Source organism: Streptomyces sp. NPDC058198 (assembly GCF_042882605.1).
Classification (GTDB): domain Bacteria; phylum Actinomycetota; class Actinomycetes; order Streptomycetales; family Streptomycetaceae; genus Streptomyces.
Genome location: NZ_JBHVVP010000007.1, coordinates 50,458 through 75,462, shown reverse-complemented (window position 1 = coordinate 75,462; position 25,005 = coordinate 50,458). Strand labels below are relative to the sequence as shown.

Annotated in this window: 26 protein-coding genes and 1 pseudogene; 16 read left to right on the top strand and 11 right to left on the bottom strand. The window is 70.7% G+C overall.

The features are described from left to right. Window positions 1-144: 144 nt before the first annotated feature. The 4 genes from ACFVWW_RS23650 to ACFVWW_RS23635 all read left to right on the top strand — a co-directional run bounded on the left by ACFVWW_RS23650 (window position 145) and on the right by ACFVWW_RS23635 (window position 4,746). The gene (locus tag ACFVWW_RS23650; RefSeq protein WP_384329957.1) at window positions 145-930 is read left to right on the top strand and encodes a beta-glucanase; all 786 of its coding nucleotides are present in this window, start codon (window positions 145-147) and stop codon (window positions 928-930) included. 63 nt (window positions 931-993) lie between these two features. Continuing rightward, entirely contained in the window at window positions 994-2,907 is a 1,914-nt protein-coding gene (locus ACFVWW_RS23645; protein WP_384192464.1) for a glycoside hydrolase family 15 protein, read from the top strand. A gap of 142 nt (window positions 2,908-3,049) precedes the next feature. Further along, window positions 3,050-3,859: a SigB/SigF/SigG family RNA polymerase sigma factor gene (locus tag ACFVWW_RS23640; RefSeq protein WP_384192466.1), complete on the top strand. Its 810-nt coding sequence runs from the start codon at window positions 3,050-3,052 to the stop codon at window positions 3,857-3,859. Window positions 3,860-4,023: 164 nt separating this feature from the next. Beyond that, window positions 4,024-4,746 (top strand): VOC family protein, encoded by a 723-nt coding sequence (locus ACFVWW_RS23635; protein WP_384192469.1) that lies wholly within the window; start codon window positions 4,024-4,026, stop codon window positions 4,744-4,746. 9 nt (window positions 4,747-4,755) lie between these two features. On the opposite strand, the gene ACFVWW_RS23630 is transcribed toward ACFVWW_RS23635, so the two are convergent. Further along, window positions 4,756-5,862: a DUF475 domain-containing protein gene (locus ACFVWW_RS23630; protein WP_384192472.1), complete on the bottom strand. Its 1,107-nt coding sequence runs from the start codon at window positions 5,860-5,862 to the stop codon at window positions 4,756-4,758. A 421-nt stretch (window positions 5,863-6,283) separates the two neighbouring features. On the opposite strand from ACFVWW_RS23630, the gene ACFVWW_RS23625 reads away from it, so the two are divergent. Next, a complete protein-coding gene (locus ACFVWW_RS23625; RefSeq protein ID WP_386879323.1) occupies window positions 6,284-6,556 on the top strand; it encodes a hypothetical protein in 273 nt (90 codons plus the stop codon). A 19-nt stretch (window positions 6,557-6,575) separates the two neighbouring features. Next, window positions 6,576-6,734: pseudogene (locus ACFVWW_RS23620) on the top strand (cytochrome P450); the annotation flags it as partial. Window positions 6,735-6,849: 115 nt separating this feature from the next. On the opposite strand, the gene ACFVWW_RS23615 reads toward ACFVWW_RS23620, so the two are convergent. From ACFVWW_RS23615 to ACFVWW_RS23605, 3 genes are read right to left on the bottom strand one after another with little or no spacing between them, the layout of a single operon-like run. Continuing rightward, window positions 6,850-7,632 carry an amino acid ABC transporter ATP-binding protein gene (locus tag ACFVWW_RS23615; RefSeq protein ID WP_384192476.1) on the bottom strand — a complete coding sequence of 261 codons (783 nt, stop codon included), beginning with the start codon at window positions 7,630-7,632 and terminating at the stop codon, window positions 6,850-6,852. Continuing rightward, the gene (locus tag ACFVWW_RS23610) at window positions 7,629-8,525 is read right to left on the bottom strand and encodes an amino acid ABC transporter permease (protein WP_384192479.1); all 897 of its coding nucleotides are present in this window, start codon (window positions 8,523-8,525) and stop codon (window positions 7,629-7,631) included. Before ACFVWW_RS23610 ends, ACFVWW_RS23615 begins: the two co-directional genes overlap by 4 nt. Next, on the bottom strand, window positions 8,522-9,403 hold the full coding sequence (locus ACFVWW_RS23605; RefSeq protein ID WP_386879324.1) for an ABC transporter substrate-binding protein: 882 nt from the start codon (window positions 9,401-9,403) through the stop codon (window positions 8,522-8,524). Before ACFVWW_RS23605 ends, ACFVWW_RS23610 begins: the two co-directional genes overlap by 4 nt. A gap of 185 nt (window positions 9,404-9,588) precedes the next feature. Here ACFVWW_RS23605 and ACFVWW_RS23600 point away from each other — a divergent pair, with 185 nt between their 5' ends. Further along, a complete protein-coding gene (locus ACFVWW_RS23600) occupies window positions 9,589-10,317 on the top strand; it encodes a class I SAM-dependent methyltransferase (RefSeq protein WP_384192483.1) in 729 nt (242 codons plus the stop codon). Window positions 10,318-10,341: 24 nt separating this feature from the next. Here ACFVWW_RS23600 and ACFVWW_RS23595 read toward each other — a convergent pair whose 3' ends face one another. The 3 genes from ACFVWW_RS23595 to ACFVWW_RS23585 form a co-directional block, all read right to left on the bottom strand. Further along, window positions 10,342-10,836 (bottom strand): DUF5954 family protein, encoded by a 495-nt coding sequence (locus ACFVWW_RS23595; protein ID WP_384192486.1) that lies wholly within the window; start codon window positions 10,834-10,836, stop codon window positions 10,342-10,344. A gap of 74 nt (window positions 10,837-10,910) precedes the next feature. Then, the gene (locus ACFVWW_RS23590; protein WP_386879325.1) at window positions 10,911-11,906 is read right to left on the bottom strand and encodes a hypothetical protein; all 996 of its coding nucleotides are present in this window, start codon (window positions 11,904-11,906) and stop codon (window positions 10,911-10,913) included. A gap of 101 nt (window positions 11,907-12,007) precedes the next feature. Next, a complete protein-coding gene (locus ACFVWW_RS23585; protein WP_386879326.1) occupies window positions 12,008-13,270 on the bottom strand; it encodes an FAD-binding protein in 1,263 nt (420 codons plus the stop codon). Window positions 13,271-13,529: 259 nt separating this feature from the next. Here ACFVWW_RS23585 and ACFVWW_RS23580 point away from each other — a divergent pair, with 259 nt between their 5' ends. Continuing rightward, window positions 13,530-14,231 (top strand): YoaK family protein, encoded by a 702-nt coding sequence (locus tag ACFVWW_RS23580; RefSeq protein ID WP_384192493.1) that lies wholly within the window; start codon window positions 13,530-13,532, stop codon window positions 14,229-14,231. A gap of 46 nt (window positions 14,232-14,277) precedes the next feature. On the opposite strand, the gene ACFVWW_RS23575 is transcribed toward ACFVWW_RS23580, so the two are convergent. Beyond that, window positions 14,278-14,847 (bottom strand): NUDIX hydrolase, encoded by a 570-nt coding sequence (locus tag ACFVWW_RS23575; protein WP_386879327.1) that lies wholly within the window; start codon window positions 14,845-14,847, stop codon window positions 14,278-14,280. 310 nt (window positions 14,848-15,157) lie between these two features. Here ACFVWW_RS23575 and ACFVWW_RS23570 point away from each other — a divergent pair, with 310 nt between their 5' ends. Next, window positions 15,158-16,183, top strand: coding sequence for a chitinase (locus tag ACFVWW_RS23570; protein ID WP_386879328.1), 1,026 nt, complete (start codon window positions 15,158-15,160; stop codon window positions 16,181-16,183). A 115-nt stretch (window positions 16,184-16,298) separates the two neighbouring features. On the opposite strand, the gene ACFVWW_RS23565 is transcribed toward ACFVWW_RS23570, so the two are convergent. Then, entirely contained in the window at window positions 16,299-17,102 is an 804-nt protein-coding gene (locus ACFVWW_RS23565) for an SAM-dependent methyltransferase (RefSeq protein ID WP_384192500.1), read from the bottom strand. A gap of 137 nt (window positions 17,103-17,239) precedes the next feature. Between ACFVWW_RS23565 and ACFVWW_RS23560 the strand changes: the two genes are divergently transcribed. From ACFVWW_RS23560 to ACFVWW_RS23530, 7 genes are all read left to right on the top strand, one after another. After that, a complete protein-coding gene (locus ACFVWW_RS23560; RefSeq protein WP_384192503.1) occupies window positions 17,240-17,653 on the top strand; it encodes a hypothetical protein in 414 nt (137 codons plus the stop codon). 186 nt (window positions 17,654-17,839) lie between these two features. After that, entirely contained in the window at window positions 17,840-19,027 is a 1,188-nt protein-coding gene (locus ACFVWW_RS23555; RefSeq protein WP_386879354.1) for a PLP-dependent cysteine synthase family protein, read from the top strand. A gap of 62 nt (window positions 19,028-19,089) precedes the next feature. Beyond that, on the top strand, window positions 19,090-20,301 hold the full coding sequence (locus ACFVWW_RS23550; protein WP_386879355.1) for an MFS transporter: 1,212 nt from the start codon (window positions 19,090-19,092) through the stop codon (window positions 20,299-20,301). A gap of 89 nt (window positions 20,302-20,390) precedes the next feature. Next, window positions 20,391-21,206 carry a sulfite exporter TauE/SafE family protein gene (locus ACFVWW_RS23545; protein ID WP_386879329.1) on the top strand — a complete coding sequence of 272 codons (816 nt, stop codon included), beginning with the start codon at window positions 20,391-20,393 and terminating at the stop codon, window positions 21,204-21,206. Between the two features lie 88 nt (window positions 21,207-21,294). Continuing rightward, window positions 21,295-22,404 (top strand): ABC transporter permease, encoded by a 1,110-nt coding sequence (locus ACFVWW_RS23540; RefSeq protein WP_386879330.1) that lies wholly within the window; start codon window positions 21,295-21,297, stop codon window positions 22,402-22,404. A gap of 186 nt (window positions 22,405-22,590) precedes the next feature. Next, the gene (locus ACFVWW_RS23535; protein ID WP_384329996.1) at window positions 22,591-23,112 is read left to right on the top strand and encodes a DUF4232 domain-containing protein; all 522 of its coding nucleotides are present in this window, start codon (window positions 22,591-22,593) and stop codon (window positions 23,110-23,112) included. A gap of 157 nt (window positions 23,113-23,269) precedes the next feature. Continuing rightward, complete coding sequence (locus ACFVWW_RS23530; protein ID WP_384192513.1) at window positions 23,270-24,040, top strand: VOC family protein; 771 nt, start codon at window positions 23,270-23,272, stop codon at window positions 24,038-24,040. Between the two features lie 78 nt (window positions 24,041-24,118). Here the strand turns inward: ACFVWW_RS23530 and ACFVWW_RS23525 are convergent, their stop codons facing one another. Beyond that, entirely contained in the window at window positions 24,119-24,436 is a 318-nt protein-coding gene (locus ACFVWW_RS23525; protein ID WP_384337162.1) for a UBP-type zinc finger domain-containing protein, read from the bottom strand. Between the two features lie 133 nt (window positions 24,437-24,569). Then, window positions 24,570-24,989, bottom strand: a complete 420-nt coding sequence (locus tag ACFVWW_RS23520; RefSeq protein ID WP_384190273.1) for a MerR family transcriptional regulator — start codon at window positions 24,987-24,989, stop codon at window positions 24,570-24,572. Window positions 24,990-25,005: the final 16 nt, after the last annotated feature.

The following is a 25,005-nucleotide window of genomic DNA, read 5'->3' as shown; positions in this document are numbered from 1 at the left end:
GTCAGCCGGATGAGGGACGGCGCGTCGGCCCCGGGGCCGGGCATGCCTCCCTAGCCTGTCCAACAGCGGCGGATCCGGACTTCCTTGGGAAGCCGAGGGCCCGTCCGCCACGAGATGTCCTCAGCCTCGGGGAAGAGGGACGCCATGAGCCACCGCGGATCCGAGCTGCTGGAGTGGCTCACACAGAAGCTCCGGCCCAGGCCCAGGCCCACACCGACCGTGCCGACGCCAACCGTGCCGGCACCGACCGTGCCAACGCCCGGCGGTCCGCCGGTGCCGAGCGGGGAGCCCTGCTTCACGGCCGACTTCTCGTCGCCGGAACAGTGGGTCGCCGGCCGCTCATGGGCGTATCCGGGCGGCGGTCCGGTCAATCCCGGGGACAACAAGCTCGACTATCTCGTGCCCGACGCCGAATACAGCCGCAGCGGTGTCTTCCGGGCGTCCCGCCGTCCCGACGGCAAGTGGAACACCGGTCTGCTCACCACCGAAGGCAGCGCCGAGGAATTCACCGTCCGCGCCGGCGACATCCTCGAAGCCCGCGTACTGCTGCCCACCGAGATGGGGGCCTGGCCCGCCATCTGGACCTGGCGGGACGGCAGGAACGAGATCGATGTCTTCGAGTACCACCCCGACAACCCGAACCTGCTGGAATTGTCGAATCATGTGAACGGCAGCGGGAGCTACTACACCGACGCGTCGATCCGGCCCGGTGCGTGGCTGGACCTGAAGGTCGAGTTCGGGGCGAGGTCAGTCGTCTGGTGGGTCAACGGCGTCCGCGCCTTCGCCGACACCAAGGGCGTGGGCCGTGACTGGCACGCCTACCTCATCGTGAATCTCTCCGTCTGCGCCGGCCGGTACCACCCGGCGCCGGAGCGCGGCGTGACAGCCATGTCGTACGAGGTCGAGGCCCTGCGCGTCCACCGCCCGTGACGCCCGTGGCGGGAGGCCCGCACCGACATGCGCGTCTCCGTCCGGTGAGCGAGACTCGAAAGGATGAACGACCACGATCAGGACACCACCGAACCCTGCGATCCGACACAGGGCGAGCGCGAGCGTGACGAGCAGCGTGAGGACTATCTGCCCATCGCCGAGCACGGGCTGATCGGGGATCTGCGTACCGCCGCGCTGGTGGGTACCGACGGTCGCATCGACTGGTTCTGCGCTCCCCGTTTCGACTCCCCCAGCGTCTTCGGATCGCTGCTCGACACGGACCGCGGCGGCTTCTGGGAGATCGTGCCGGTGTGTCAGGTCGCCACCCGCAATCAGTTCTACTTCCCCGACACGAACATCCTGATCACCCGAATGCTCACCGCCGACGGCATCGTGGAGGTCCAGGACTTCATGCCGGTCCTGCGAGAACAGGACCCGCGGCACCGGCAGCGCCTGGTGCGCCGGGTGGTCAATGTGCGTGGCCGGATGCGCCTGGCGGTGCGGATCGCGCCGAGGATGGACTACGGCCGCGAGCGGCACCGGCTGGAGCGGATGCCGCAAGGCGTGCGGTTCGCCAGCGAGACGCTCACGCTCTCCGTGCGGTCCTCGATCGATCTGGACCTCGACGACGCCGACGCCCACGCGGAGTTCGACCTCACCGAGGGCGAGACCGCGCTGTTCGTCCTCGAGACGGACGGCGAGGACGAGGACCCCGCCTCGGGGACAGGCGCGGGCACGGACGAGGCGGCCGCCGCGGAAGAGCTCTTCGAGGCCACCGTGGTCTTCTGGCGTCGCTGGCTGAGCCAGTCCACGTACACCGGCCGCTGGCGCGAGACGGTCCACCGCTCCGCGCTGACCCTCAAGCTGCTGACCCATGAGCCGAGCGGCGCCATCGTCGCCGCGCCGACGCTCGGGCTGCCCGAGCAGGTCGGCGGCGCGCGCAACTGGGACTACCGGTACGTGTGGATCCGGGACGCCGCGTTCTCCTTGTACGCACTGCTGCGGCTGGGATTCACGCAGGAGGCGCAGGGGTTCATGGACTGGCTGACCGAGCGGCTGCGCGCCGCGACCGACCGCGACGACGGCCCGCTCCACGTCGTGTACTCGATCGACGGGCACGCCAGTCTTCCCGAGGAGACACTCGGGCACCTGGAGGGCTACCGGGGCTCGCATCCGGTGCGTACCGGCAACAACGCCAGCGGCCAGCGCCAGCTGGACATCTACGGTGAGCTGATCGACTCGGTCTATCTGTTCAACAAGTACGGCGTGGGCATCTCGCACGAGAGCTGGATCGACCTGTGCGCCATCCTGGAATGGCTGCTGGAGAACTGGGACAGCGCCGACCAGAGCATCTGGGAGACCCGGGCGGGGGAGCAGCACCACACCTATTCGCGGCTCATGTGCTGGGTCGCGTTCGAGCGCATGATCAGGATGGCCCGCCAGCGCGGTCTGCCGGGCGATCTGAACCGCTGGGGCGCCACGCGCGACAAGATCTACCACGAGATCATGGCGCGTGGCTGGGATCCGCGGGCCCGCACCTTCGTACAGCGTCTCTCCGCTGACGCCGACCACCATCCGGAGTGCATCCTGGACGCCTCCCTGCTGCTGATGCCCATGGTCAAGTTCGTCTCACCGGTCGACCCGCGGTTCCGGTCCACCGTCGACGCCATCGCCGGCCGGCTCGTGATGGACAGCCTGGTGTTCCGGTACGACCCCGAGCAGGCCCCGGACGGCCTGGACGGCACCGAGGGCACGTTCTCCATCTGCTCGTTCTGGTGGGTGGAGGCGCTCGCCCGCACCGGCGAGGTGGAGCAGGCGCGGCTGGCACTGGAGAAGATGTTCACCTACGCCAACCATGTCGGCCTGTACGCCGAGCAGATCGGGCTGACCGGCGAGCATCTGGGCAACTTCCCGCAGGCGTTCACGCATCTCGCCCTGATCAGCTCGGCGATCAACCTCGACCGCGCGATGGGCTGAGGATCCGGGTCAGCGCCACCGCCGCGTGCCGGTGTGCACCCACCCGGGTGGTCCTTGGCCGGGATGGGGACGTTGTCGGCGTGAACATGGTCGCCCGGGGCGGGCGGGCGCGGATGATCACGGCCATGCGGAGGAGACGCGGATGTCACACGGGGCGGTGACCGGGCCGGCCGAGGCGGCGCCGACCGATGTGAAGGCGCTGTCCAGGGTGCTGCTCGACCGGATGCGCGGCCTGGAGGAGGGCACGTACGCGCACCAGTACACGCGCAACACCCTCGTCGAACTGAACCTGACGCTGGTGCGGTTCGCGGCGCGCAGGTTCCGCCGCCGGCACGAGGGCATGGAGGACATCGTCCAGGTCGGGACGATCGGTCTCATCAAAGCCATCGACCGCTTCGACCTCTCGCGCGAGGTGGAGTTCGCGACCTTCGCCGTCCCCTACATCACCGGTGAGATCAAGCGGCACTTCCGCGACAACGGCTGGGCGGTGCATGTCCCCCGCGCACTGCAGGAGCGGGCCGTCGCCCTCACCGCGGCCACCACCGAGCTCTCCCAGCGCCTGGACCACGAGCCGACCCACGCCGAACTCGCGGAGCACCTCGGGCTCAGCGGCGAGCAGGTCGGTGAGGCGATCAAGGCCGGCAACGGCCACACCGCGGGATCCCTGGATCTGCCCGGCCGCCCCGGGGACAGCGAGGGCTCCGCGTACGCGGACCGGTTCGGCGAGGAGGACCCGGCGATCGAAGCCGTGGAGAACCTGCACGTCCTCAAGCCCCTGCTGGCCCAACTGGGCGACCGCGACCGCCGCATCCTGGCGATGCGCTTCGGGGCGGAGATGACGCAGGCCGAGATCGGCGCCGCGCTCGGCATCTCCCAGATGCACGCGTCCCGGCTGCTCACCCGCATCCTCACCCGGCTGCGCGCCGGGATGCTCCCCCAGGCCCGGGCCTGAGGCGTCCCGCACGGGCCACACGCGTACCGGCGCGCGGAGCGGCACGGTGGGGTGAAGTATGGAGAGCGGCGGCCAGGGCGGCCCCACCAGGAAGAATGGAGTGGTCCAGAGCCATGTCGGCGTCACGTCAGTCCGTATCCGGGGCCCCGTGCTGGGTGAGTCTGATGGCCCGTGACCTCCAGGCCGCCCAGGACTTCTACGGCACGGCGCTGGGCTGGACCTTCCGGCCCACGTCCCTGGGCGAGGACTTCACCGTCGCGCTCGCCGACGGATCGCCGGTCGCCGGCATCGGGGCGCTGGCTCCCAGCCTCCAGGCCGCGGTCGCGTGGACTCCGTACTTCGCCGTCGACGACGCGGACGCGAGCGCCGCCCGGGTACGCGAGCGGGGTGCCACCGTCGCCGTGGGGCCCCTCAGCATGAACACGGGCCGGGCCACGCTCGCCGCCGACCCGGACGGCGCCGTGTTCGGCCTCTGGGAGGGACGGATCATCCCGGGCTGGTCGGTGGGGCTGGGCAGCGGGCCCGCCCGGCTGGAGCTGCGTACCCGGGACGCGTTCGCCGCCGCCATCTTCTACGCCGAGGTCCTCACCTGGGGTTCGGACGAGAAGGACAGCTGCGAGGTCCATTACGAGGACGGGCAGGTGCTGGTACGCGACGATTCGCACACGGTCGCCGCGCTGCGCGGCGGAGCGGTGGAGAGCGCGCCCGACCCGCAGATCCGGCCCCGCTGGCATGTGTCCTTCCATGTGCCGGACGTGGACGCCTCCGTCAAGGCCGCGAGCGCCGCCGGAGGCACCGTCGTCCTTTCCCCGGCCACCTCCGCCACCGGGCGTGAGGCCACCCTCCGCGATCCCGACGGCGGTCTGTTCACCATCACCACCGGCTGACGGCACGCCTCAGGACGTGTCCGGCCGGTCTTCGCGGCGGTTGCGGCGGACCGAGGACCAGAAGGACCAGCCGATCAGGACGACGCCGACCAGTCCGGTGATGATCTCGCTGACCTGGTACTGGATGGTGACCAGCAGGATCACGGCGAGCGCGCCGATCGCGTAGTGCGCGCCGTGCTCCAGGTAGACGTAGTCGTCGAGGGTTCCCTGCCGGACCAGGTAGACCGTGAGCGACCGGACGTACATGGCGCCGATGCCGAGACCGAGGACCATGAGCACGATGTCGTTGGTGATGGCGAAGGCACCGATGACACCGTCGAACGAGAACGACGCGTCGATGACCTCCAGGTAGAGGAACATGAAGAACGCCGCCTTGCCGGTGAGGGCGGCCCCGGAGCCGTTCCTGCCGGCGGCCCTCTCCGCGCGTTCCTCCGCCTCTTCGCGTTCCTCCTCCGCTTCGAGCCGGTTCTCGAAGAAGCTGGAGAGACCGCCGACGATCAGATAGGTGATGAGGCCGGCGAGCCCGGCGGTCAGCACCGTCTGGGCCTTGTCGGCGTGTTGGCCGCCGTGCTGATGGGCATGGGTGGCGACCGTCATGGCCGCGATGAGCAGCACGATGAGCGCGATGCAGACCGCGAGCATGTCCACCTTGCCGAGCTTGGCCAGTGGCCGCTCCAGCCAGGCCTGCCACTTGATCTCCCGGTCCTCGAAGACGAAGTTGAGGAAGATCATCAGCAGGAAGATACCGCCGAAGGCGGCGATCGACGGGTGCGCGTCGGTCACCAGCTGCTGATAGCGCTCCTTGTCGTTCAGGGCCAGCTCCACCGCCTTGACGGGGCCGATCTTGGCGGTGAGGGAGACGATCAGGACGGGAAAGACGAGCCTCATCCCGAAGACCGCGATCAGCACGCCGATCGTGAGGAAGATCGTCTGCCAGAAGGCGCTCATCTTCTTCAGGATTCCGGCGTTGATCACCGCGTTGTCGAAGGACAACGAGATCTCGAGGACGGCCAGGACCGCGACGATCCCCAAGGCGGCCCATCCGTCGTAGAGGCCCCCGGCCGCCAGGCCGAGCGCGGTGACGAGGAACGCCCACCTGAACGTCTTCAGAACCACTGGCCGCCCATTTCGCCGTGTACGAAGGCCCCGCTTCCCGCACGCGCGGGCACCGTGGGGCCCTCGCCGCGGGGCCCCGACAGGGTCTCACCGTAAGTGAACACGACTCTCCGCTGCCCCACGAATCACCCGTCATGCCTCACCGGGTACGACCCGGCCGTGCGCCGCGGGGGTGACCGCGGCGTGGCCGGGAACCGACTTCCGGATATGACTGCCGGATATACGATCCCCCAACAACCCCCGGTGAAGAGGTAGTTCATTACATGATCAAGGTGCATGGCCGCGGCGGGGCGGATGGAGCCCGCCGCCCGACGCCCCCACACCTGGCCGTCGTACCAGCACCGCACCGGCTCCGCTTCCCGTGACCACCCCGGGCGACAGTCCGCCGGACCATGATTTTCAGACAACTCGAAGGTTCTCCATGGCACGTTCCCCCGCGCCCGCCCCCCGGTCCCGCCGGGGGCAGTTGCTCTGGCCGGCGGCTCTGCTGGTCACCCTCGCCGCGTTGGCCGCGTCGGTGCTCCCCGTCACGCGCGTCAGCGCCGGCGCGGCCGTGGCGCCGGAGCAGACGTCCGTGGTGACGTGCGACGCGCGGGAACACATCCCGTCGGTGGACGCGCTGATCGGCCTTGTCGCCTATGTGACAAGCCTCGGCGCGATGCGCGCCGCGGAGAGAGCGGGCGCCGCCTCATGAGCCGTCCGGCCCGGATCCCCACTGGAACGCCATCGTCCGTGGCGAGACAGCGGACGGCCGGCCGCTCATCGGCATGGTGAAGGTCACCGATATGGTGACGGCCGACGGCCAGGAGCACCGCAGGCTGCGCACCCTGGTCACCCAGACCTTCACCCCCCGCCGGGTTCAGGACCCCCGGACCTCGCGCTCGCCGTCGACCCGGACGAACTGATCCCGGTGCCCTCGCTGTTCTCGAACAGCTCAGCGACGCTGCCGGTGCGGCTGGGGGCGCGACGCTGAGACGCCCGGCCGGGTCACAGCCTGCCCGCCTCGACGATCCGCCGCAGGAACCGCCGCGTACGTTCCTGCCGCGGGTCGCCGAACACCTGCTGGGGCGTGCCCCGCTCCAGCACGACACCGCCGTCCAGGAAGCACACCTGGTCCGCGACCTCGCGGGCGAAGCTCATCTCGTGCGTGGCCAGCACCATCGTCATCCCCTCGCCCTTGAGGTCCCGTACGACCGACAGCACCTCACCGACCAGTTCGGGGTCGAGCGCCGCGGTGATCTCGTCGAGGAGCAGCAGCCGCGGGCGCACCGCGAGGGCCCGTACGATCGCGGCGCGCTGCTGCTGGCCGCCGCTGAGCCGGTCCGGGTACTCCGCCGCCTTGTCGCCGAGGCCGAGGCGGACGAGCAGTTCGCGGGCCCGTTCCTCCGCCTCCTCGCGCGGGACGCCGAGGACCCGGCGCGGGGCGAGGGTGATGTTCTGCAGGACGGTCATGTGCGGGAAGAGGTTGTACGACTGGAAGACGACGCCGATGCGGCGGCGCACCGCGTCGGGGTCGGCCCGCGGATCGGTGATCTCCTCGCCGTCGAGGAAGATCGCCCCGTCGTCGATCTCCTCCAGCAGATTGGCGCAGCGCAGCAGGGTCGACTTACCGGAGCCCGAGGCGCCGATCAGCGCGGTCACGGTGTGCGGTGCCACGTCGAGGGTGACGTCCCGCAGGACGACCCGGTCCCGTCCGAAGGTCTTGCGTACGGAGTCCAGGCGCAGCACGGGCGCGTCGCCGGCCTTCGGAGGGATGTGGTCGGCCGTCATACGGTTCCTCCCTGCGCGCGCCGGCGGTCCATCCGGGCCGTGACCCAGTCGGTGAAGCGGGTCATCGGGATCGTCAGTGCGACGAAGACGAGGCCCGCGACGACGTACGGCGTGTAGTTGAAGTACTTTCCGGCGATGATCTGGGCCGCGTAGACGGCGTCGACGGCGCCGGCGATGGAGACGAGGCCGGTGTCCTTCTGCAGCGACACCAGGTCGTTGAGCAGCGGCGGCACCACGCGCCGTACCGCCTGTGGAAGGACGACGTACCGCAGCGTCTTGGCGCTGGACAGCCCGAGCGAACGGGCCGCCGCCCGCTGGGAGGGGTGTACGGACTCGATGCCGGCCCGGAAGACCTCGGCGACGTACGCGGAGTAGGTCAGGACGAGGGCGGTGCCGCCGAGCAGCACAGGATCGGTGGTGACGCCTTGCAGGCGCAGCGCCGGCACCCCGAAGACGACCATCAACAGGCAGATGATCAGGGGCAGCCCACGGAAGAAGTCGGTGTACGCGGTGGCCAGCGCGCGGACGGGGAAGAAGACCGGGCCGCGCAGGGTACGGGCGACGGCCAGCAGCAGTCCGAGCAGGAGGACGCACACTCCGCAGACCGCGAGCAGCCGCAGATTGAGCAGCAGGCCGTCGAGGACCTGGGGCAGCGCCATGCGGGCGTACTCGGCGCTGAAGAAGGTCTCGCGGGTGCGCTGCCAGCCGGGAGAGCCGGTGATGACGAGGAACAGCACGACGCCCGTCACCAGGGTGGAGAGCGCGGCGACCGCGGTGGCACGGCGGGCGCGGACGCGTTTGTACCGCTCCCGTTCGATCCGCCGCGCCGACGGTGTGTACGCGTCCTCGTCCCTGCCCGCGTCCTTCCGCTCGTGGACGGTCTCCGAGGTCACTTGAGCACCGGGGCGTCCACGGCGTCGGACAGCCACTGCTTCTCCAGGGCGGCGAGGGTGCCGTCCTCGCGCAGCCCGTCGACGGCCCGGGTGACGCAGGCCGTGAGCGCGCTGCCCTTGTCGAGGACGAGTCCGAACTGCTCGGCGGCGCTGCCGGCATCGGCGAACTGGCCGACGATCCGCGCGTCCGGCACCTCGGCCGAGGTGATGTAGAAGGCGGTGGGCAGGTCGACGACGATGGCGTCCACCTGGCCGTTGCGCAGGGCGGACTTGGCGAAGTCGTTCTTCTGGAAGACGGCGGGCCGCTGGGACGGCTTGATGACCTCGTTGATCGTGTCGAGGCTGGTGGTGCCGACCTGGGCGCCGAGCTTGGCCCCCTTGAGGTCCGCGCCGCTCGTGGCCTTGGCGTACGGGGACTTCTTCAGCGCGACGACGGCCTGGCGGACCTCGTAGTAGCCGGAGGAGAAGTCGACGGCCTGCTTGCGCTCGGCGCTGATGGAGACCTGGTTGATGTCGAAGTCGAAGTTCTTCTCACCGGGCGCGAACGCGTTGTTGAACGGCACGGTCTGCCAGACGACCTGGTCCTTCTCGTAGCCGAGGGCCTTGGCGACGGAGTACGCGACGGCGGACTCGAAGCCCTTGCCGCTCGCCGGATCGTCGTCCACGAACCAGGGCGCGTAGGCCGGTTTGTCCGTCCCGACCGTCAGCTTCCCCTTCACCTGGGTGGCCGGCCCGCCCTTGTCGCAGGACGACGCGGCGGCCGAAGCGCCGGCGGACGACGTGTCGGTGGACGACGTCTCCTGCGGGGCGCAGCCCGTGGCGGCGGTGAGGGCGATGACGAACAGGGCGGGGAGAAGGCTCCGGGCGGTGAGGCGCATGGCGGGAGAGTCGCACTTCAGGGGGGTATCTGTCGAGATCACAGCATTGCGATCTCATGAAGGCTGCTCGGCGGGGGACCACACCACGCGCGGCAGGACCAGGTGGGTCAGCGTCTCCTGAGACCGCCGACGGCTCGGGCAGGGCCACGTCGACGCGTCCGGTTAAGTCGTTACTCTGATCATTGATGTTCACCCCTCAGGGCCCGACCCTTCGCGAACTCGCCGTGCAGGCGCTCTCGTCCATCGAGCACGGCTATGACCTGCTGGCTCCGAAATTCGACCGGACGCCGTTCCGGACGCCTGACCATCTGCTGGACGCGGTGGTAAGCGCTGTCCGGCCGCTCGGGCCGTTCCGTACGGGGCTCGACATCTGCTGCGGGACCGGCGCCGGCGTGGGGGTGCTGCGGCAGCTGTGCGAGGAGCGGGTCACCGGCGTCGACTTCAGCGCGGGCATGCTGGCCGCCGCGAGGTCCGCCTTCCCGGCTGTCCCGGGCGCACCGGTGGTGGACTGGGTACGGGCCGACGCGCGCGCCCTCCCCTTCGCACCGGCCTTCGATCTGGCCGTGAGCTTCGGGGCGTTCGGTCATTTCCTCCCCCGTGAGCTGCCCGCGCTGTTCGCCCAGGCGCACGCGGCGCTCCGGCCGGGCGGCCGGTTCGTCTTTCCGGTCCCGGCCCCGCCCCGGGTCGGCTCGAAGCTCTACTGGACGCTCTGGGGATTCGACACGGCGATGCGTCTGCGCAATCTGCTGTGGCACCCGAGCTTCGTCATGTACTACCGCACGTTCCGGCTTGCGGATGTACTGGACGAACTGGCCCGGGCAGGGTTCACGACCGGGCTCCGCCCACTGACGGACCTCGGCCACCTGCCCGACGGCACCCCCCGCTGCGTCCTGGTGGTGGCACGCCGGGCATGACCCGGTCAAAGCGTGTCCGGCGCCCTATTCGTCGAGTGCCAGCCCCGGCCCTCTGGGCCCGGGACGCTCGTCGAGCACTTCGGGAAACTCCTGGTCCCGCGGCTGCGGTGGCTGTGGGCCATGGCCGGTCATGATGATCGTCTGCTCGACCCGCACCATGCGGTACACATCCCCGCCGATGATCACCTGATCCTCGCCGTGCGCGACCGCATCGGCGGCGCGTGCGAAGCGCGGGCCTAACTCTCCCCCGTCCGCGGCTCGTACGCGCAGTACGTCGCGGAGATCCATCCGCGCCTCGTCCTCGGCGGGAACGGCCGGAAAGAGCTGCCGCCAGCCCCGGTCCTCGTGCAGCATCGCGGCGTACGCCGTGTAGTGCGAGACCGACATGCGCTCCCAGACAGGCCCGTCCACCGGATACTTACGTCGCAGCGCCTCCTCACGCTGTCCCAGCTCCAGCAGCCGTCTGGCCGCCGCATCGTCGAATACCTCGTCTGCTGCCTCGTCCGAGTTCGCGCTCACGCGACCAGCCTGCCGCATTTCCGCGGTCCGCGAGGTACGGATACGAGGATCATTCCGACGTAAATCCGCCAACCTTAGGCCGAAATCACCGCGGCCGCCGCCTTCGCCGCCTTCTCCACCAGCGAGACCCCGGCCTGCTTACTGACGCTGCCTCCCGACAGCACCGCCAGCAGACAGCTGTGCCCGTCCACCGATATCCGCCCGACGCTGTTGATGTCCCACAGACCGGTCGCGGTCCGCGGCAGCCAGCCGTTCTTCAGCTCCGGGGCCGTGCCCGCGGCCGACACACCCCAGTCCTGGCCCTCCGCTGTCCCGCCCATCAGCTCCCGCACATAGCTCCGCGACGCCGCGGCCAGCTCGGAGTCCTCGCCGAACACGACGGACAGCAGCGCCACCTGGTCCGTCGCGGTGGTCTGCGTCAGCCCCCACAGCCCGTTGCTCCCGGCCGTCGTTCCGGTCAGCCCGAGCCGGCGGTTCGCGGCGTCCAGACCGGGCGCCCCGCCGATCGCGCTCCACAGCGCGTCCGCCGACGCGTTGTCGCTCACCCGGATCATCGAGACCGCGTAGGTCTTCTCCTGCGCCGTGAGCCGGCGGTCCTGGTCCTGCGCCTTGAGCAGCAGAGCCACCAGGATGTCGACCTTGACGATGCTCGCCGTGTCGTATGTCGTCCCGGTGCGTACGCCGTACCGCGCCTGGTGGCCGTTCTCCAGATCGAGCACCGCCACCGACAGGGAGGCCGTCGTGGTCTTCAGAATCGGTGCCAGCCGCTCGGCCAGGACCTGGTCGGGATCCGCCTCGGTCGACTGGCCGACTCCGTCCAACCGCATGGTGCCCACGGATTCCGAGGGTGAAGGCGAGGGTGAAGGCGGTGGTGAGGCTGGGGCCGAGGGTGAGGCCGAGGGCGAAGGCGACAGCATCGGCACGGCCCGTGAGTCGCCCCGGGCGATCACATGGAGACCGCCCGCCACCGCCCATCCGGCCAGGAGGAGTACCAGGGCGGCGGAGACGCAGAGCGACGGACGGCGCCGGACATAGGTAAGGGCGTGCGGGAAGAACCTGGGCCTGGACATGGCGCGAGGGTAGAAAGACAAACTGAGAAGCGGCTATCTCCCAGGTAAACGATCCGTGACAAAAACCTGAGACGCCCGGCATCCTACGCGCGACACCCCCGCTATCCGCGGCCGCCGGGGAAGTAGCGCTCTATCAAATCGTTACGGAATGTGCCCCGCGGATCGAGCCTCGCGGTCAGCTTCTCGAAGTCCGCGTACCGCTCGTACAGCTCTCTGGCCCGCTCCGGGCTCGTCGTGAAGAGCTTTCCCCAGTGCGGCCGGACGGCGAACGGCGCGAGCGCTTCCTCGATGGCCCCCAGCACCGGCGTCACGGCCGCGGTGTCCGGGAACCACGTGAAGTGGAAGGCGACCGAGTCGCGTCCGTACGCCGGGCTCAGCCACAGGTCGTCCGCCGCGATGGTACGGATCTCACCGATCTGCAGGACCGGCGCGATCCGGTGCCTGATCCGGGCCAGTGCGTCGAAGGCCGCGAGACCGTCCTCCCGGGCGACGAAGTACTCGCTCTGCAGCTCCTCCCCGCTGCTCGGGGTGAACTGGGGCCGGAAGTGCGGCAGCCGTTCGTACCACGGCCCGGCGACCCCGGACTGTTCCGTGCAGGTCTCCGGGGCCATGCCGGGCACCGGATGCCGGGGGCCGTCCGCGAGCACGGCACCGAGCCAGGCGTCGGGCGCGGGCCCCGGATCGCCGTCACCGGTCCGCTGCTTCAGCCACACCTGCTCTATCGCGTCGGTCCGCCAGCGTGTGAAGAGGCTCACGCTGTAGGCGGCGGAGAGTACGTCGTCGAACCGCTCGCGCAGCCGCCCGTACGGGAGCCCTTCGTACACCCACTGCCGGATGTCGTAGCCCGGCACGAGGTCGAGCGTCATACGGGTGACGATGCCGGCCGCGCCCAGGGAGGTCACCGCCCCCGCGAAGTCCTCCTCGCCCCGTTCGAGCGTCAGCGTCCCGCCGTCCGCGGTGACGAGTTCCAGCGCGCGTACCGCCGAGGCGAGCGTGCCGTTGCCGACGCCCGATCCGTGCGTTCCGGTGGCGCAGGCTCCGGCGACCGAGATGTGCGGCAGCGAGCCGAGATTGTGCAGGGCCAGTCCCGCCCGGTGCACGGCGCCGGTGAACTCGGCGAACCGCAGGCCCGCGCCGACCGTCACCGTGGCGGCCGCCTCGTCGACCTCGACGGTCTTGGGCAGCCCCGCCACGGAGACCAGGTCGCCGCGGGTGTCCGCGATCCTGTTGAAGGAATGGCCGCTGCCCAGCGCGCGCACCGAACGGCTGCCGGCGACGATCTCCCGCAGTTGCTCGACGGACGAAGGGGTGTGCACGCGTGCCGCGTTGAAGGTGATGTTGCCGGCCCAGTTCGTCACAGGCACTGTGTTCTCCTCCGCTGCGTCCGGGCATGGCGGCCATGCCCCTCACGTTGTCGCTCGCGCCACTCTGGCATGCGAGCCCGGGCAACGGGGCACCGCGGCCGGATGTCACCGCCGGCGCTGACACGCCTGGTGAGAACGGGTGAGCGCGTACGCCGGGGCTAGTGTGTTGACTCGGTTACCGCGTGTGAGCAGGGCCGTACGCCTCGGAAAGAGATCCGTGGGGAAGCCCGCGGGAAGCCCGGAGGAAGGGAGGTGGCCCGTGCCCGAGAATCTTCCCGTGTCGCGGCGGTGGGCCGTGGGGGCGCTGCTGGTCATGACCTTCGCGACCGGCCTGGTGGACGCGGTGAGCTATCTGCGGCTGGGACACGTCTTCGTCGCCAACATGACCGGCAACGTCGTCTTTCTCGGGTTCTCCGTGTCGCACAACTCCGGATTGCCCGTGGTCGCGCCGATCGTGGCCATGGGGGCCTTCGTGCTGGGTGCGTTCCTGGGCGGCCAGCTCAGCAAGAACTTCGGCCACCGGCCACGGCTCTGGCTCGGCGTGGCCTTCGGCGGTCAGGCCGCCGGACTCGTCCTGACGGCGGTCCTGCTCGGCACCGGGGTTCTGCGGGCCGGGGGCGGGCTCAAGTTCGGGGTCATCGCCCTGCTCGGCGCCTGCTGCGGTCTGCAGAACGCGACCGTCCGCCTGCTGGCGCCCAGGGATCTCACGACGACCGTGCTCACCCAGACCCTCACCGGGCTCAGTGCGGAGAGTGTGCTCGGGGCGGGCACCGGCGCCAAGCCGCATCGCAGGGTGGGTTCGCTGCTGGCCATGTTCGGCGGAGCGGCCACCGGTGCGCTGCTGCTGCAGGTGACGGTGGCGGGTGTGGTGGCTCTGGCCGCCACGCTGGTCACGAGCGCCGCCTGCGTCTTCGTCCTGGCGCCCCTGCCGGACGCCCCGCCGGCCGGGACCGCCGGGTGAGACCGGCCCGTTCGGAGAACAGGACCGCGCCGCCCCCGTCCAGCCGTCAGTCGCGCGGTGTCCCCGTCAGCAGCTTCTCCACGCGTCGCAGCCCTTCGCGGACGTTGTCCTCGGCCGTGGCCTCCTTCGCCTCCGACAGGGTCAGCCAGCGCAGAGGCGCGTCGGCCGTCTCCGGGCGTGCCGTGTCCGGTTCGGCCGTGGCCAGGACGAAACGCAGGTCGGCGTGTTCGTGCGCGGGTTCGTCGCCCCTGGCGGGGACGGGCACGATCACCACCTGCACGACTGACGCGTCCGGATAGGGCGCCAGGTCGCCGAGGCCGGTCTCCTCGCCCGCCTCACGCAGCGCGACGGCGAGGGGGTCGGTCTCGCCGGGGTCTCCGTGACCGCCCACCTGCAGCCACGACTGCTGCCGCCCGTGCCAGCGCATCAGCACCCGTCCGCTCCCGGGGTGCACGATCAGGGCGGATGCCGTCACATGCAGGGGGATCGAGCGCAGCCACGGGTCGGCGGCGGTCTCGGCGAGTTCACGTACGCGGCCGACGTCGGCGGCCTCGGCGTAGTCCTGCGTGCGGTACCGGGCCAGCAGCTCGACGATCGGTCGGCCGACAGCTTCCATGTGCTTTTCCATGCCCGTCAACTCGTGAGAATCCCGCTCGGTCGTCGTACAGCACCGAGAAGATTACGGATCACGGCGACCGATGTCCTCCCGTTTTGACCGCCGGCGCGACGGTCGCCGCCTTGAGGAAACGCATACATGCCATAGCCATCCACCCCCTTGACGCTCATCTGCCTCACGAGTTAACTCAAGCCTTGAATTAATCATGGAGCAGGGCCAGTTGGGCGATCTCCGCCATCCACGTCAGGTCGGCGGACGCGCGGCCCGCCCGCTCCACACCTTCCCTCCCCCACACAGGAAGGCCCCCCACATGAGCACCTCAGCACGCCCTGGAACGCGATCCAGGAAGCGGCGCCTCCTGCGCGGATCCGCCATCGCGGTCTGCGCGGCCGCCGTCGCCATCGGTACCACCGCGTCGGCCGGTGCCTACACGGCTACTGACGGCGTACGGCCCGCCGCGGCGCCGCAGGCCGTCGCGCCCTACCTGTACAACGGCTGGGGAAATCCGCCGGACCCCATCGAGGTCATGAACGCCACCGGGGTCAGCTGGTTCACGATGGCATTCGTCCTGGACAGCGGCGACTGCGACCCGCGCTGGGACGGCAGCCGTCCGCTCACCGGCGGCGTCGACCAGGAGACCGTCGACACGGTGCGCGGCGCGGGCGGCGATGTCGTGCCCTCCTTCGGCGGCGCGAGCGGCGCCAAGCTGGAACAGCGGTGCGCGGACGCCGGCGCACTGGCCGGTGCGTACCAGAAGGTCATCGACGCCTATGACCTGAAGGCGATCGACATCGACATCGAGGGCGACGCCTACAACGACCCGGCGGTCCAGCAGAAGACGATCGACGCGCTGAAGCAGGTCAAGGCCGACAACGCGGGCCTCGTCACGTACGTCACCTTCCCCAGTAACCAGTCCGGCCCCGACGGCAGCATGATCCGGCGCGCCGCCGACTCCGGTCTGGAGGTCGACGGCTGGACGATCATGCCGTTCGACTTCGGCGGGGCGGGCCAGAACATGGCCGAGCTGACCAAGCAGGCCACCGACGGGCTCAAGAACGCGGTCAAGGACGCCTACGGCTACAGCGACGCGGAGGCGTACGGCCACAGCGGGCTGTCCTCGATGAACGGCATCACCGATGTCGAAGAGACCGTGACGACCGACGACTTCACGGCCATCAAGGACTACGCCCAGGAGCACCACCTGGCACGGCTCTCCTTCTGGTCGGTCAACCGCGACCGGCCGTGCCCGGGTGCCTACCCCAACGACGACACCTGCTCCGGCGTCGACCAGGAGCGCTGGGAGTTCAGCCGGATCTTCGCCGAGTTCACGGGCTGAGCGAAGCCGACCGAGGCGGTTGCGGACGGCCCCCGGACTCCGTGAGGAATCCGGGGGCCGTGTCCGTGTCCGAGGCCGTGTCCGCGCTTCACGGTTCGCGGTTCGCGGTTCGTGGCTAGGGCTTGCGGGCGACTCCGCCCCACATCGGGATGGCGTCGGACACCACGTCGTGCGGCCCCGGCCGCCAGTGCGGCAGGGATACGACTCCGGTCTCCAGCAGCTCCGTACCGTCGAAGAACCGCGCGACCTCGTCATGGGTACGGGGCGTGGCGGCGCCGTGCGCGGCGGCGCGCTCGTTGTAGACCCGCATCGACTGCGCCACCTCGTCGGCGGTGATGTCGGACGCCGGATGGGAGATCACCAGATGGCTCCCCGACGGCAGCGCGTCCAGCAGGCGGGCCACTGTCCCGTACGGGTCGTCGGCGTCCGGGATGTACTGAAGGATCGCCACGAGCATCAGACCCACCGGCCGGCTGAAGTCCAGCGTGTGCGCCGCCTCGGCGAGGATGGTCTCCACGTCGCGGGCGTCGGCCTCGATGTAGTCGGTCCGTCCCTCGGGCGTGCCGACGAGCAGTGCACGGGCGTGGGCGAGCACGATCCGGTCGTTGTCCACGTAGACGACCCGGGAGTCCGGGGCGACGGACTGGGCTACCTCATGGGTGTTGTGCGCGGCGGGAATGCCGGTGCCGATGTCCAGGAACTGCCGGATCCCTACCTCGCCCGCGAGATGACGGACCGTCCGGCCGAGGAACGCGCGGTTGGCGCGGACGGCGGGGACGATTCCGGGATTGGCCGCGGCCGCCAGCTCGGCGGCCTCCTGATCGGCCGGGTAGTGGTCCTTGCCGCCCAGCCAGACGTTGTACACCCGTGCGGGATGGGCCACGCCCGAATCGAAGGCCGCCGGCCGCTCCACACTCATTGCATCCACCTCTTGGCTCGGTCTTTCGGCTCAGTCTCTTGGCTCAGTCTCTCGAACTGATCATCGTCCAGAAACGTGCGCCTGTCCCCGAGAACCTCACGAGAACTTTAGGCGACCGATCGCATACGCTGCGTCACGTGAGCGATACGGCCGGACATGCGATCAGCAGGCGCGGGGCGAGGTCCCTCGTCGCGCTGTTCGCCGTACTGACCGCGCTGCTCCATGTCCTGGGATGCGCGCACGGCCCTGCCTCCTCGGCCTCCTCGGCGCCGCCTCGGTACGCGCCGGCGCCCGTGGTGCTGATCGCCTGTACCGGACGGGCCGCTCATGGGGCGGCGTCCTGCACCGACGTGGACGAGCCGAGCGTCTTGACGCAGCGTACGGACGAGTCCGCCGTACCGCCCGCGGCACACGGGACGACCGCCGAGGACGCCGTCGTACGGAATCCCGTGGCCCTTCCCGCCCGCTCGGGGCGCTACGGCGCCGGCGCCGGCGCGGGACGGGGCACGGACCACCGGCGGCGTGCGGCCCTGGGTGTGTGGCGGAACTGATGACGGTCCGCGGGCTTCTGACGGCGCGCGAGCGGCTTCGCGCGCTCGTGCTGTCGGTGGCCCCGCCGGCTCTCTGACCGTTCTTCCCACCATCCCGGCCGGGGTGCGCCTTCGCGCGCCCGGCCTCAGGAGAACAGCGCAATGAACTCTTTCGGCATCTCCCCCGCCCATGTGTCCTCGACCCCCATGTCCCTCGCCCCTGTGGCCTCCGCCCCCATGTGCACCGCACCTGCCTCCGCGCGGGTGCCCGACTCCCCCGCCCAGCTGCTGACCTCGCCCTTGCAGCCGGCGCACAGCCCGGCGGCGCTGGTCGGCGACACCCCCACCCTGTGGGTCGGTGAACCGTTCACGGCGTCCGGCCGCGGCTTCTGGGCGAAGCTGGAGGGCAGCAACCCCGGCGGGATCAAGGACCGTACGGCCCTTTACATGGTGGCGCGCGCCCGGGAGCGCGGCGAGCTGCTGCCCGGGGCACGGATCGTGGAATCCACCTCCGGCACCCTCGGTCTGGGGCTGGCCCTGGCCGGAGTGACCTTCGGCCACCCGGTCACCGTGGTCACGGATCCCGGCATGGAACCGCTGATGACCGGTCTGCTGACCGCGTACGGCGCGGACATCGAGCTGGTACGGACACCGCATCCGGTCGGCGGCTGGCAGCAGGCGCGGCGCCGCCGGGTGGAGGAGCTCCTCGCCGTCCATCGGGACGCGTGGTGCCCCGACCAGTACCACAATCCGGACAATGTGGCCGCGTACCGTCCGCTGGCGCACGAACTCGTGGCCCAGCTGGGCCGCATCGACACCCTGGTCGCCAGTGTCGGGACGGGCGGGCATTCCGCCGGCATCGCCTCGGTCCTGCGCGGCTTCTTCCCGGACCTGCGGGTGGTGGGGGTCGACACGACCGGCTCGACCATCTTCGGTCAGCCCGCCGCGCCCCGGCTGATGCGCGGCCTGGGCAGCAGTATCCATCCGCGCAATGTCGCGTACGGCCTCTTCGACGAGGTGCACTGGGTGGCCGCCCCGGAAGCGGTCTGGGCCGCTCGGTCGCTGGCCAGGGCGCGCTACGCCACCGGCGGCTGGAGTGTGGGGGCGGTCGCCCTGGTCGCGCGGTGGCTGGCCGCCGTCCGGCCGGCGGAGGAGCGGATCGTGGCGGTCTTCCCCGACGGTCCGCAGCGGTACATCGGGACCGTGTACGACGACGCGTACTGCCGTGAGCACCGGCTGCTGGGACACCGGCCCGCCGACCATCCGCAGGAGATCGCGCATCCCGGCGATCACACCGTCACCCGGTGGACGCGCTGCACCACGGTGGTGGACCCGCTCGCCGCGACCGGATCTGCCGGCAGCGGCGCCGCCCCGGCCGCCGGAGCGGCCCGGTGAAGGCTCCGACGGTGGGCCTGTGGGCCTCCACCCGCTCCTTTCCGCCCGCGGCGCGGCTGTTGATGGCGAATCAGTTCGCCATCAATCTCGCCTTCTACATGCTCATGCCCTACCTCGCGGCGCATCTGGCCGGCGGACTCGGGCTGGCCGCCTGGGCGGTCGGCCTGGTGCTCGGCGTACGCAACCTCTCCCAGCAGGGCATGTTCCTCATCGGCGGCACGCTCGCCGACCGCTTCGGCTACAAGGCGCCGATCATGGCCGGCTGTCTGCTGCGCACGGGCGGGTTCGCGCTGCTGGGCTGGGTGGACCAGTTGCCCGCGCTGATCGTGGCCTCGGCGGCGACGGGGTTCGCCGGCGCTCTGTTCAACCCGGCGGTCCGCGCCTATCTGGCGGCCGAGGCGGGAGAGCGACGGGTCGAGGCGTTCGCGACGTTCAATGTCTACTACCAGGCCGGGATGCTGCTGGGCCCGCCGGTCGGCCTCGTACTGCTCGCCGCCGACTTCCGTCTGGTGTGCACGGTCGCGGCGCTGGTCTTCGCCGCGCTGACCCTGCTCCAGTGGCGCTCGCTGCCGGCGCGCGGCGGCGGTGGGAACGCCGGCGACGGTCCGGCGGAGCTGCCCGCGCAGTGGCGTACGGTGCTGGCCAACCGGCCGTTCCTGCTGTTCTCGGTCGCCATGATCGGCTCGTACGTACTGACCTTCCAGGTCTATCTGGCACTGCCGCTGGCCGCCGCCGACGCGCTGGGGCCGGCCGGTGCGAAGGCGACGGGCGCGCTGTTCGTGATCTCGGCCGCCGTGGCGGTGGTGGGGCAACTGCGGCTGACGGGCTGGGCCACGCGCCGCTGGAGTCCGCACGGGGCGCTGGTACGGGGGCTCGCCGTCATGGGTCTCGCGTTCCTCCCGTTGGCGCTGGTGCCGGCCGGGGACGGGCGCATGACGCGCCTGGGGGTTCTCACGGCCCTGGTGGCGGCGGTGGTCGGACTGGCCGTCGGGAGCGCGGTGGTCTACCCCTTCGAGATGGACACGGTCGTCGCCCTGTCGGGCAACCGTCTGGTCGCCACCCACTACGGCCTCTACAACACCGTCTCGGGGCTGGGCATCACGCTCGGCAATCTGGCCATCGGCGCGCTCTGGGACGTCGCGGAGCGCGAGCACGCCCTGTGGCTGCCCTGGACCGCGCTGACCGGAACCGGACTGGCCTGCGCGGGAGCGGTGTTCGCGCTGGCTCGCAGTGGCCGGCTGGAGGCCCCCGTACCGCGGCCCGTGCCTGTCTGAGGCCTGCCGTCCGCTCTCCGTGCCCGGCGCTCGCGCGTGGTGCCCGCCCCGCACCGCGCCGGGCGCGAGGCATAGCATCGGTTGCCGGTATGGATATCACCTGGTGGGGATGGGCCGCGCTCGCCGCGGCGGCGACGCTCGTCGGCTTCTCGAAGACCGCGGTGAGCGGCGCGAATACGGTCAGCCTGGCCGTATTCGCGGCCGTGCTGCCGGCCCGTGAGTCGACGGGCGTGCTGCTGCCGATTCTCATAGCGGGCGATGTGCTCGCCGTGCTCACGTACCGGCGGCACGCGCACTGGCCGACCCTGTGGCGGCTCTTCCCGGCGGTGGCCGGGGGTGTCGTGGTGGGCACGGTGTTCCTGCTCTGGGCCGACGACGCCGCTGTCCGTACCTCGATCGGAGCGATTCTGCTGCTGATGGCCGGAGTCACGATGTGGCGGCGGCGCGGCGCGGCGGACGGCGCGAAGGACAGCAAAAACGACCAGGACGGGCGGGGCGGGCAGGAAGCGCGGGAGAGAGCGGGGCCGTCCGCCGTTCCCGGGCCGTCCGGCGGGCGGCTGAAGGCCCGTTCGTACGGTGTGCTCGGCGGGTTCACCACCATGGTCGCCAACGCGGGCGGCCCCGTCATGTCGCTGTATCTGCTCTCGGCGGGCTTTCAGAAGCTGGGCTTCCTGGGCACCTCGGCGTGGTTCTTCCTGATCGTCAACACCTCCAAGGTGCCGTTCAGTGTGGGTCTCGGCCTGATCGACGGGCGGTCCCTGCTGCTGGACGCCGTTCTGGTGCTCTTCGTCATACCCGGCGCCTTCCTCGGCAAGGCCTGTGTGAACCGGATCGACCAACGGCTCTTCGAGCGGCTGGTGATCGCGGCGACCGTCCTCGGCGGCCTTCAGCTGCTGCTGCGTTGAGCCCCCGCAACGGCCTCCCCCGCCTGCCACCGGCCGGGCGCGCAGGCAGCACATCGGCATTCCGATATGCGTGCTTTACGGTGCTTTCATGGATGCGGATCACGAGGATCACCCACGCTCCGGCGCCACGCGCGGCGGACATCGGACCATCGCGGAGAGGTGGGCCGCCTTCACGGCGTCGCCCTTTCTGCCCGCCGTCGTGCTGCTGTTCATCCTCGCCGCGGCGGCCGGGCTCTTCGCCGGTTCCTACACCTACAACATGGCGAACCCGACGCCGCGCCGCATCCCCGCCGCCGTGGTGGGGCCCACCGGCTCCGCACCCGCCACCGCCTTCGTGAACGGCATGCAGAAGGGGCTCAACGCCTCGCTCGAACTCCATCGCTATGCCACGGACGCTGCCGCGCGCCACGCGGTGGAACAACAGGAAGTGTTCGCGATCCTGACGTTCCGTCCCGGCGGGGTCGAATTCGATGTGGCCGGCGCCGCCGGAGCGTCCGTGGCGCAAGTGCTCACGGAAACGGCGGCCACGGTGGCCGGATCCGCCAAGATCCCCGTGCGGATCCGCGACATCAAACCCCTCCAGAAGGGGGATCCGCGCGGGCTGGCGCTCTTCTACATCTCGCTCGCGGCCGTGATCATCGGATTCGTCGGCGCCATTCAGGCGAGCGTCCACGCGCGCGGCCTCAACCCGGCGGAACGGATCGCCTTCACCCTCGCCTATGCCCTGCTCGGCGGTTTCACCATCGCCGCGGTGGTGGACTGGTGGCTCGGCGCGCTCAGACTTCCCTTCGTCGAGTCGTGGCTGATTCTGGCGTTCACGATGTTCACCTCCGGGATGGTCTTCACCATGTTCAACACCTTCATGGGGCGTTGGGCGATGCTCCCGACCTGGGGGCTGATGGTGCTGCTGGGCAACCCCTCCTCAGGAGGAGCGGTCTCCTGGCCGCTGCTGCCGTCGGTGCTCGGCCACATCGGCCGCTGGCTGCCGCCGGGCGCCTCGGTCAACGCCCAGCACACCGCCGTGTACTTCGGCGACGCGCAGCATGTGTTTCCCTTCGCCGTCATGGCGGGCTGGGCCCTCGTGTCCACCTCCGCGTTCTGGTTCTGGCGCCACCGCCACCCCGGCGGCCGGGAGCGGACCCCCGAGCAGGCCGCCACCGACGGCACCGACGGCGGGGGCGCGGTCGCGGGAGCGTGACTGAGGCACCGTCACCCACACGGATGACGGAGGGGCATTCGGTGATCGAATGTTGTCGGTTCGTACAACCACCGGGCCCCGCCGCGTGTCATTCCAGGCAGGCATCACGGCACGACCAATGCTGGAACCACTCGTGTCCGGCGCTGTGTTGCCGTCGAAGCGATCGACCGAAACGGGGAAACACCCATGCGTATCCGTCCCGCCCTCGCCGCCTCGGCGGCAGCCGCCCTCACCGTGCTCCTGACAGCCACCGGCGCCTCGGCCGCCGTCTCCGCGCCGGCGGCCGCCGCCCTGTGCCGCGAGGGCTCCATCGACGTGACCGCCACGCGGTCCGGCGCGGCGAACGTGGTCCGTATCAGCATCACCAACGAGGGCGGCCGCGCCTGCGTCGTCGACCACATCCCCACCGTCACCTTCGGAGACCTGGACGGCGCGGCCCAGCCCGTGCCGCCGGCGGAGAGCGCCCCCTACCGGCTCGCCGCCGGCACGTCCGCGTACGCCGCGGTGCGGACGGTAGACCCAGCCGCCGAGGATGCCCGTACGGTCGCGTACATCACCGTCGCGGGTGATCCGTCGCACCTCGGCGCGCGGTTCTACGCGGCCTCCTTGGGATGGCCCGCGGGTATCCGGGTCTGGGAGCCGGTCACCACTCTGTGGCAGCCCACCAGCGCCAAGGCCGACGCGGCGCTCGCGAACGCCGGGCGCTGACCCGTGCCGGGGTCCGCGCCCGGCGGACCCCGGCGCGACCGCCCGCGGCGGGCAAGTGGCCTGCGGCCTGGCAGAGTAAAGGCAGCCAATCGCGGCAACACGTAGTGGCAACAGCAGTTCGGACGAGGGCGGAGTGAGCGGTGTGGAGCAGGACAAGATGGACTCACAATCGGTGGCCGGGGCTCCATGCTGGGTAACCCTGCTCTCGCGTGAGCTGTCCGCCTCTCAGGCCTTCTACGGTGACGTCCTGGGCTGGACCTACCGGCCGGCGGGGCTGGGGGACGACTTCTGTGTCGCGCTGACCGACGGGCTGCCCGTCGCGGGCATCGGGGCGCTGGCCGGTTCGCTGCAGGTCGCCGTCTCCTGGACGCCGTACTTCGCCGTCGCCGATGTGGACGAGGCCGCGGCCCGGATCAGGGAACGGGGCGCCACGGTGGCGGTGGGTCCGCTGGCCTTCCAGTCGGGCCGTGCCGCGCTGGCCACCGACCCCGACGGGGCGGCGTTCGGCATCTGGGAAGGCGCCGTGCGCACCGACTGGACGGTGGGACGCGGCAGCGCGCCGGCCTGGCTGGAGCTGCGCACCCGCGACATGGCCAACGCGGCCCGGTTCTACAGCCAGGTCCTCGGCTGGGCGCCGGAGGCCGAGGGCCGCTTCACGCTCGCGCACGAAGGCGATCACGCGGTGCTGCGGCAGGACGACCAGGTGGTCGCCAAGATCCGGGGCGGCGCCGTACAGGCCACGCCCGACCCGCAGATCCGGCCGCGGTGGCACGTCTACTTCCGGGTGCCCGAGGTGTCCGATTCCGTCGCGGCGGCACTCAAGGCCGATGGCGCGCTCGTCACCTCCTCCGACGGGACAACGCCCGATCCGCGGGAGGCCACGCTGCGCGATCCGGACGGTGCTCTGTTCACCGTCACGTCGGGCTGAACCACCCCGCCGCGACGAGACCCGGGCTGTAGCGGCCCGGGTCTCGTCGCGTAGTGGCCCGGGTCGTGGTGGCAGGGGTCAGGCCGTGCGCACCGGGGGGACGCCCTCGACCTCGAAGACGACCTGGTCCTCGTAGCACCACCACCAGCCCTCGCCGGGCTCGTAGGAGCGGATCAGCGGATGCCCGGACGCGCCGTAGTGCGCCGTCGCGTGTTTGTTCTTGGACGAGTCGCAGCAGCCGATGTGCCCGCAGCCCTGGCACTCCCGCAGATGCACCCAGCTGTCTCCGAGGGCGACGCACTCCGGGCAGCTGTCCTTGCTGTCCGCGGTCACCGGCCCGACCTCCGCGAGGTGACTGCAGATGATCCCGCCCAGCCGCTCTTCGTTGTTCGTCATGTCGCTGCCACCCGTCCGACCCCGCGGGTCATCGAGTCACTCGCCCCTTCACCGTACGACCCGTCCCGTGCCGCCGCCACCGCCGACGGGGCCGCCGGGGAGCTCGCCGGGTCGCGTACGCGCCGGGGGGCGGTCAGCCGCCGAGCCGCGCGCCCCGCGTGACCCGCGCGGTCCGCCGGCGCAGTGTGGCGGCGAACTCTTCGGCCCGTGCCAGCTGGGTCCGCAGATCGGCCATCCGGTCGGCGGTGGCCCGTTCGAAGACGCCCACCCGCGCCAGCAGTTCGTCCCGCTCGTCCGCGTCCGGCGGTTCGTCGGCGTCGAGCCGGTCCGTGGCCGCGAGCAGGGTGCGCATCTCGTCCAGCGAGAATCCGAGCGGTTTCATCCGCCGGATGACCATCAGCCGGGCCACATCCGACTCGGTGTAGAGACGGAAGCCTCCCTGCGAGCGGGCGGAGGGGGTGACGAGCCCGGTCTCCTCGTAGTGCCGGATGGTGCGCAGAGACATGTCGGTGCGTGCGGACACCTCACCGATTCGCATGTGCTGGGAGTTCACGCCTGGGGTCCTGACC

What these genes read in the sequence shown, in the direction of transcription:
- ACFVWW_RS23640 (WP_384192466.1), top strand. Translation starts at nt 3,050, where the DNA reads ATGTCACACGGGGCGGTGACCGGGCCGGCCGAGGCGGCGCCGACCGAT.
- ACFVWW_RS23550 (WP_386879355.1), top strand. Translation starts at nt 19,090, where the DNA reads ATGGCGAATCAGTTCGCCATCAATCTCGCCTTCTACATGCTCATGCCC.
- ACFVWW_RS23645 (WP_384192464.1), top strand. Translation starts at nt 994, where the DNA reads ATGAACGACCACGATCAGGACACCACCGAACCCTGCGATCCGACACAG.
- ACFVWW_RS23570 (WP_386879328.1), top strand. Translation starts at nt 15,158, where the DNA reads ATGAGCACCTCAGCACGCCCTGGAACGCGATCCAGGAAGCGGCGCCTC.
- ACFVWW_RS23635 (WP_384192469.1), top strand. Translation starts at nt 4,024, where the DNA reads ATGGCCCGTGACCTCCAGGCCGCCCAGGACTTCTACGGCACGGCGCTG.
- ACFVWW_RS23530 (WP_384192513.1), top strand. Translation starts at nt 23,270, where the DNA reads ATGGACTCACAATCGGTGGCCGGGGCTCCATGCTGGGTAACCCTGCTC.
- ACFVWW_RS23615 (WP_384192476.1), bottom strand. Translation starts at nt 7,632, where the DNA reads ATGACGGCCGACCACATCCCTCCGAAGGCCGGCGACGCGCCCGTGCTG.
- ACFVWW_RS23650 (WP_384329957.1), top strand. Translation starts at nt 145, where the DNA reads ATGAGCCACCGCGGATCCGAGCTGCTGGAGTGGCTCACACAGAAGCTC.
- ACFVWW_RS23525 (WP_384337162.1), bottom strand. Translation starts at nt 24,436, where the DNA reads ATGACGAACAACGAAGAGCGGCTGGGCGGGATCATCTGCAGTCACCTC.
- ACFVWW_RS23600 (WP_384192483.1), top strand. Translation starts at nt 9,589, where the DNA reads ATGTTCACCCCTCAGGGCCCGACCCTTCGCGAACTCGCCGTGCAGGCG.
- ACFVWW_RS23555 (WP_386879354.1), top strand. Translation starts at nt 17,840, where the DNA reads ATGTCCCTCGCCCCTGTGGCCTCCGCCCCCATGTGCACCGCACCTGCC.
- ACFVWW_RS23625 (WP_386879323.1), top strand. Translation starts at nt 6,284, where the DNA reads ATGGCACGTTCCCCCGCGCCCGCCCCCCGGTCCCGCCGGGGGCAGTTG.
- ACFVWW_RS23545 (WP_386879329.1), top strand. Translation starts at nt 20,391, where the DNA reads ATGGATATCACCTGGTGGGGATGGGCCGCGCTCGCCGCGGCGGCGACG.
- ACFVWW_RS23590 (WP_386879325.1), bottom strand. Translation starts at nt 11,906, where the DNA reads ATGTCCAGGCCCAGGTTCTTCCCGCACGCCCTTACCTATGTCCGGCGC.
- ACFVWW_RS23605 (WP_386879324.1), bottom strand. Translation starts at nt 9,403, where the DNA reads ATGCGCCTCACCGCCCGGAGCCTTCTCCCCGCCCTGTTCGTCATCGCC.
- ACFVWW_RS23575 (WP_386879327.1), bottom strand. Translation starts at nt 14,847, where the DNA reads ATGGAAGCTGTCGGCCGACCGATCGTCGAGCTGCTGGCCCGGTACCGC.
- ACFVWW_RS23535 (WP_384329996.1), top strand. Translation starts at nt 22,591, where the DNA reads ATGCGTATCCGTCCCGCCCTCGCCGCCTCGGCGGCAGCCGCCCTCACC.
- ACFVWW_RS23565 (WP_384192500.1), bottom strand. Translation starts at nt 17,102, where the DNA reads ATGAGTGTGGAGCGGCCGGCGGCCTTCGATTCGGGCGTGGCCCATCCC.
- ACFVWW_RS23540 (WP_386879330.1), top strand. Translation starts at nt 21,295, where the DNA reads ATGGATGCGGATCACGAGGATCACCCACGCTCCGGCGCCACGCGCGGC.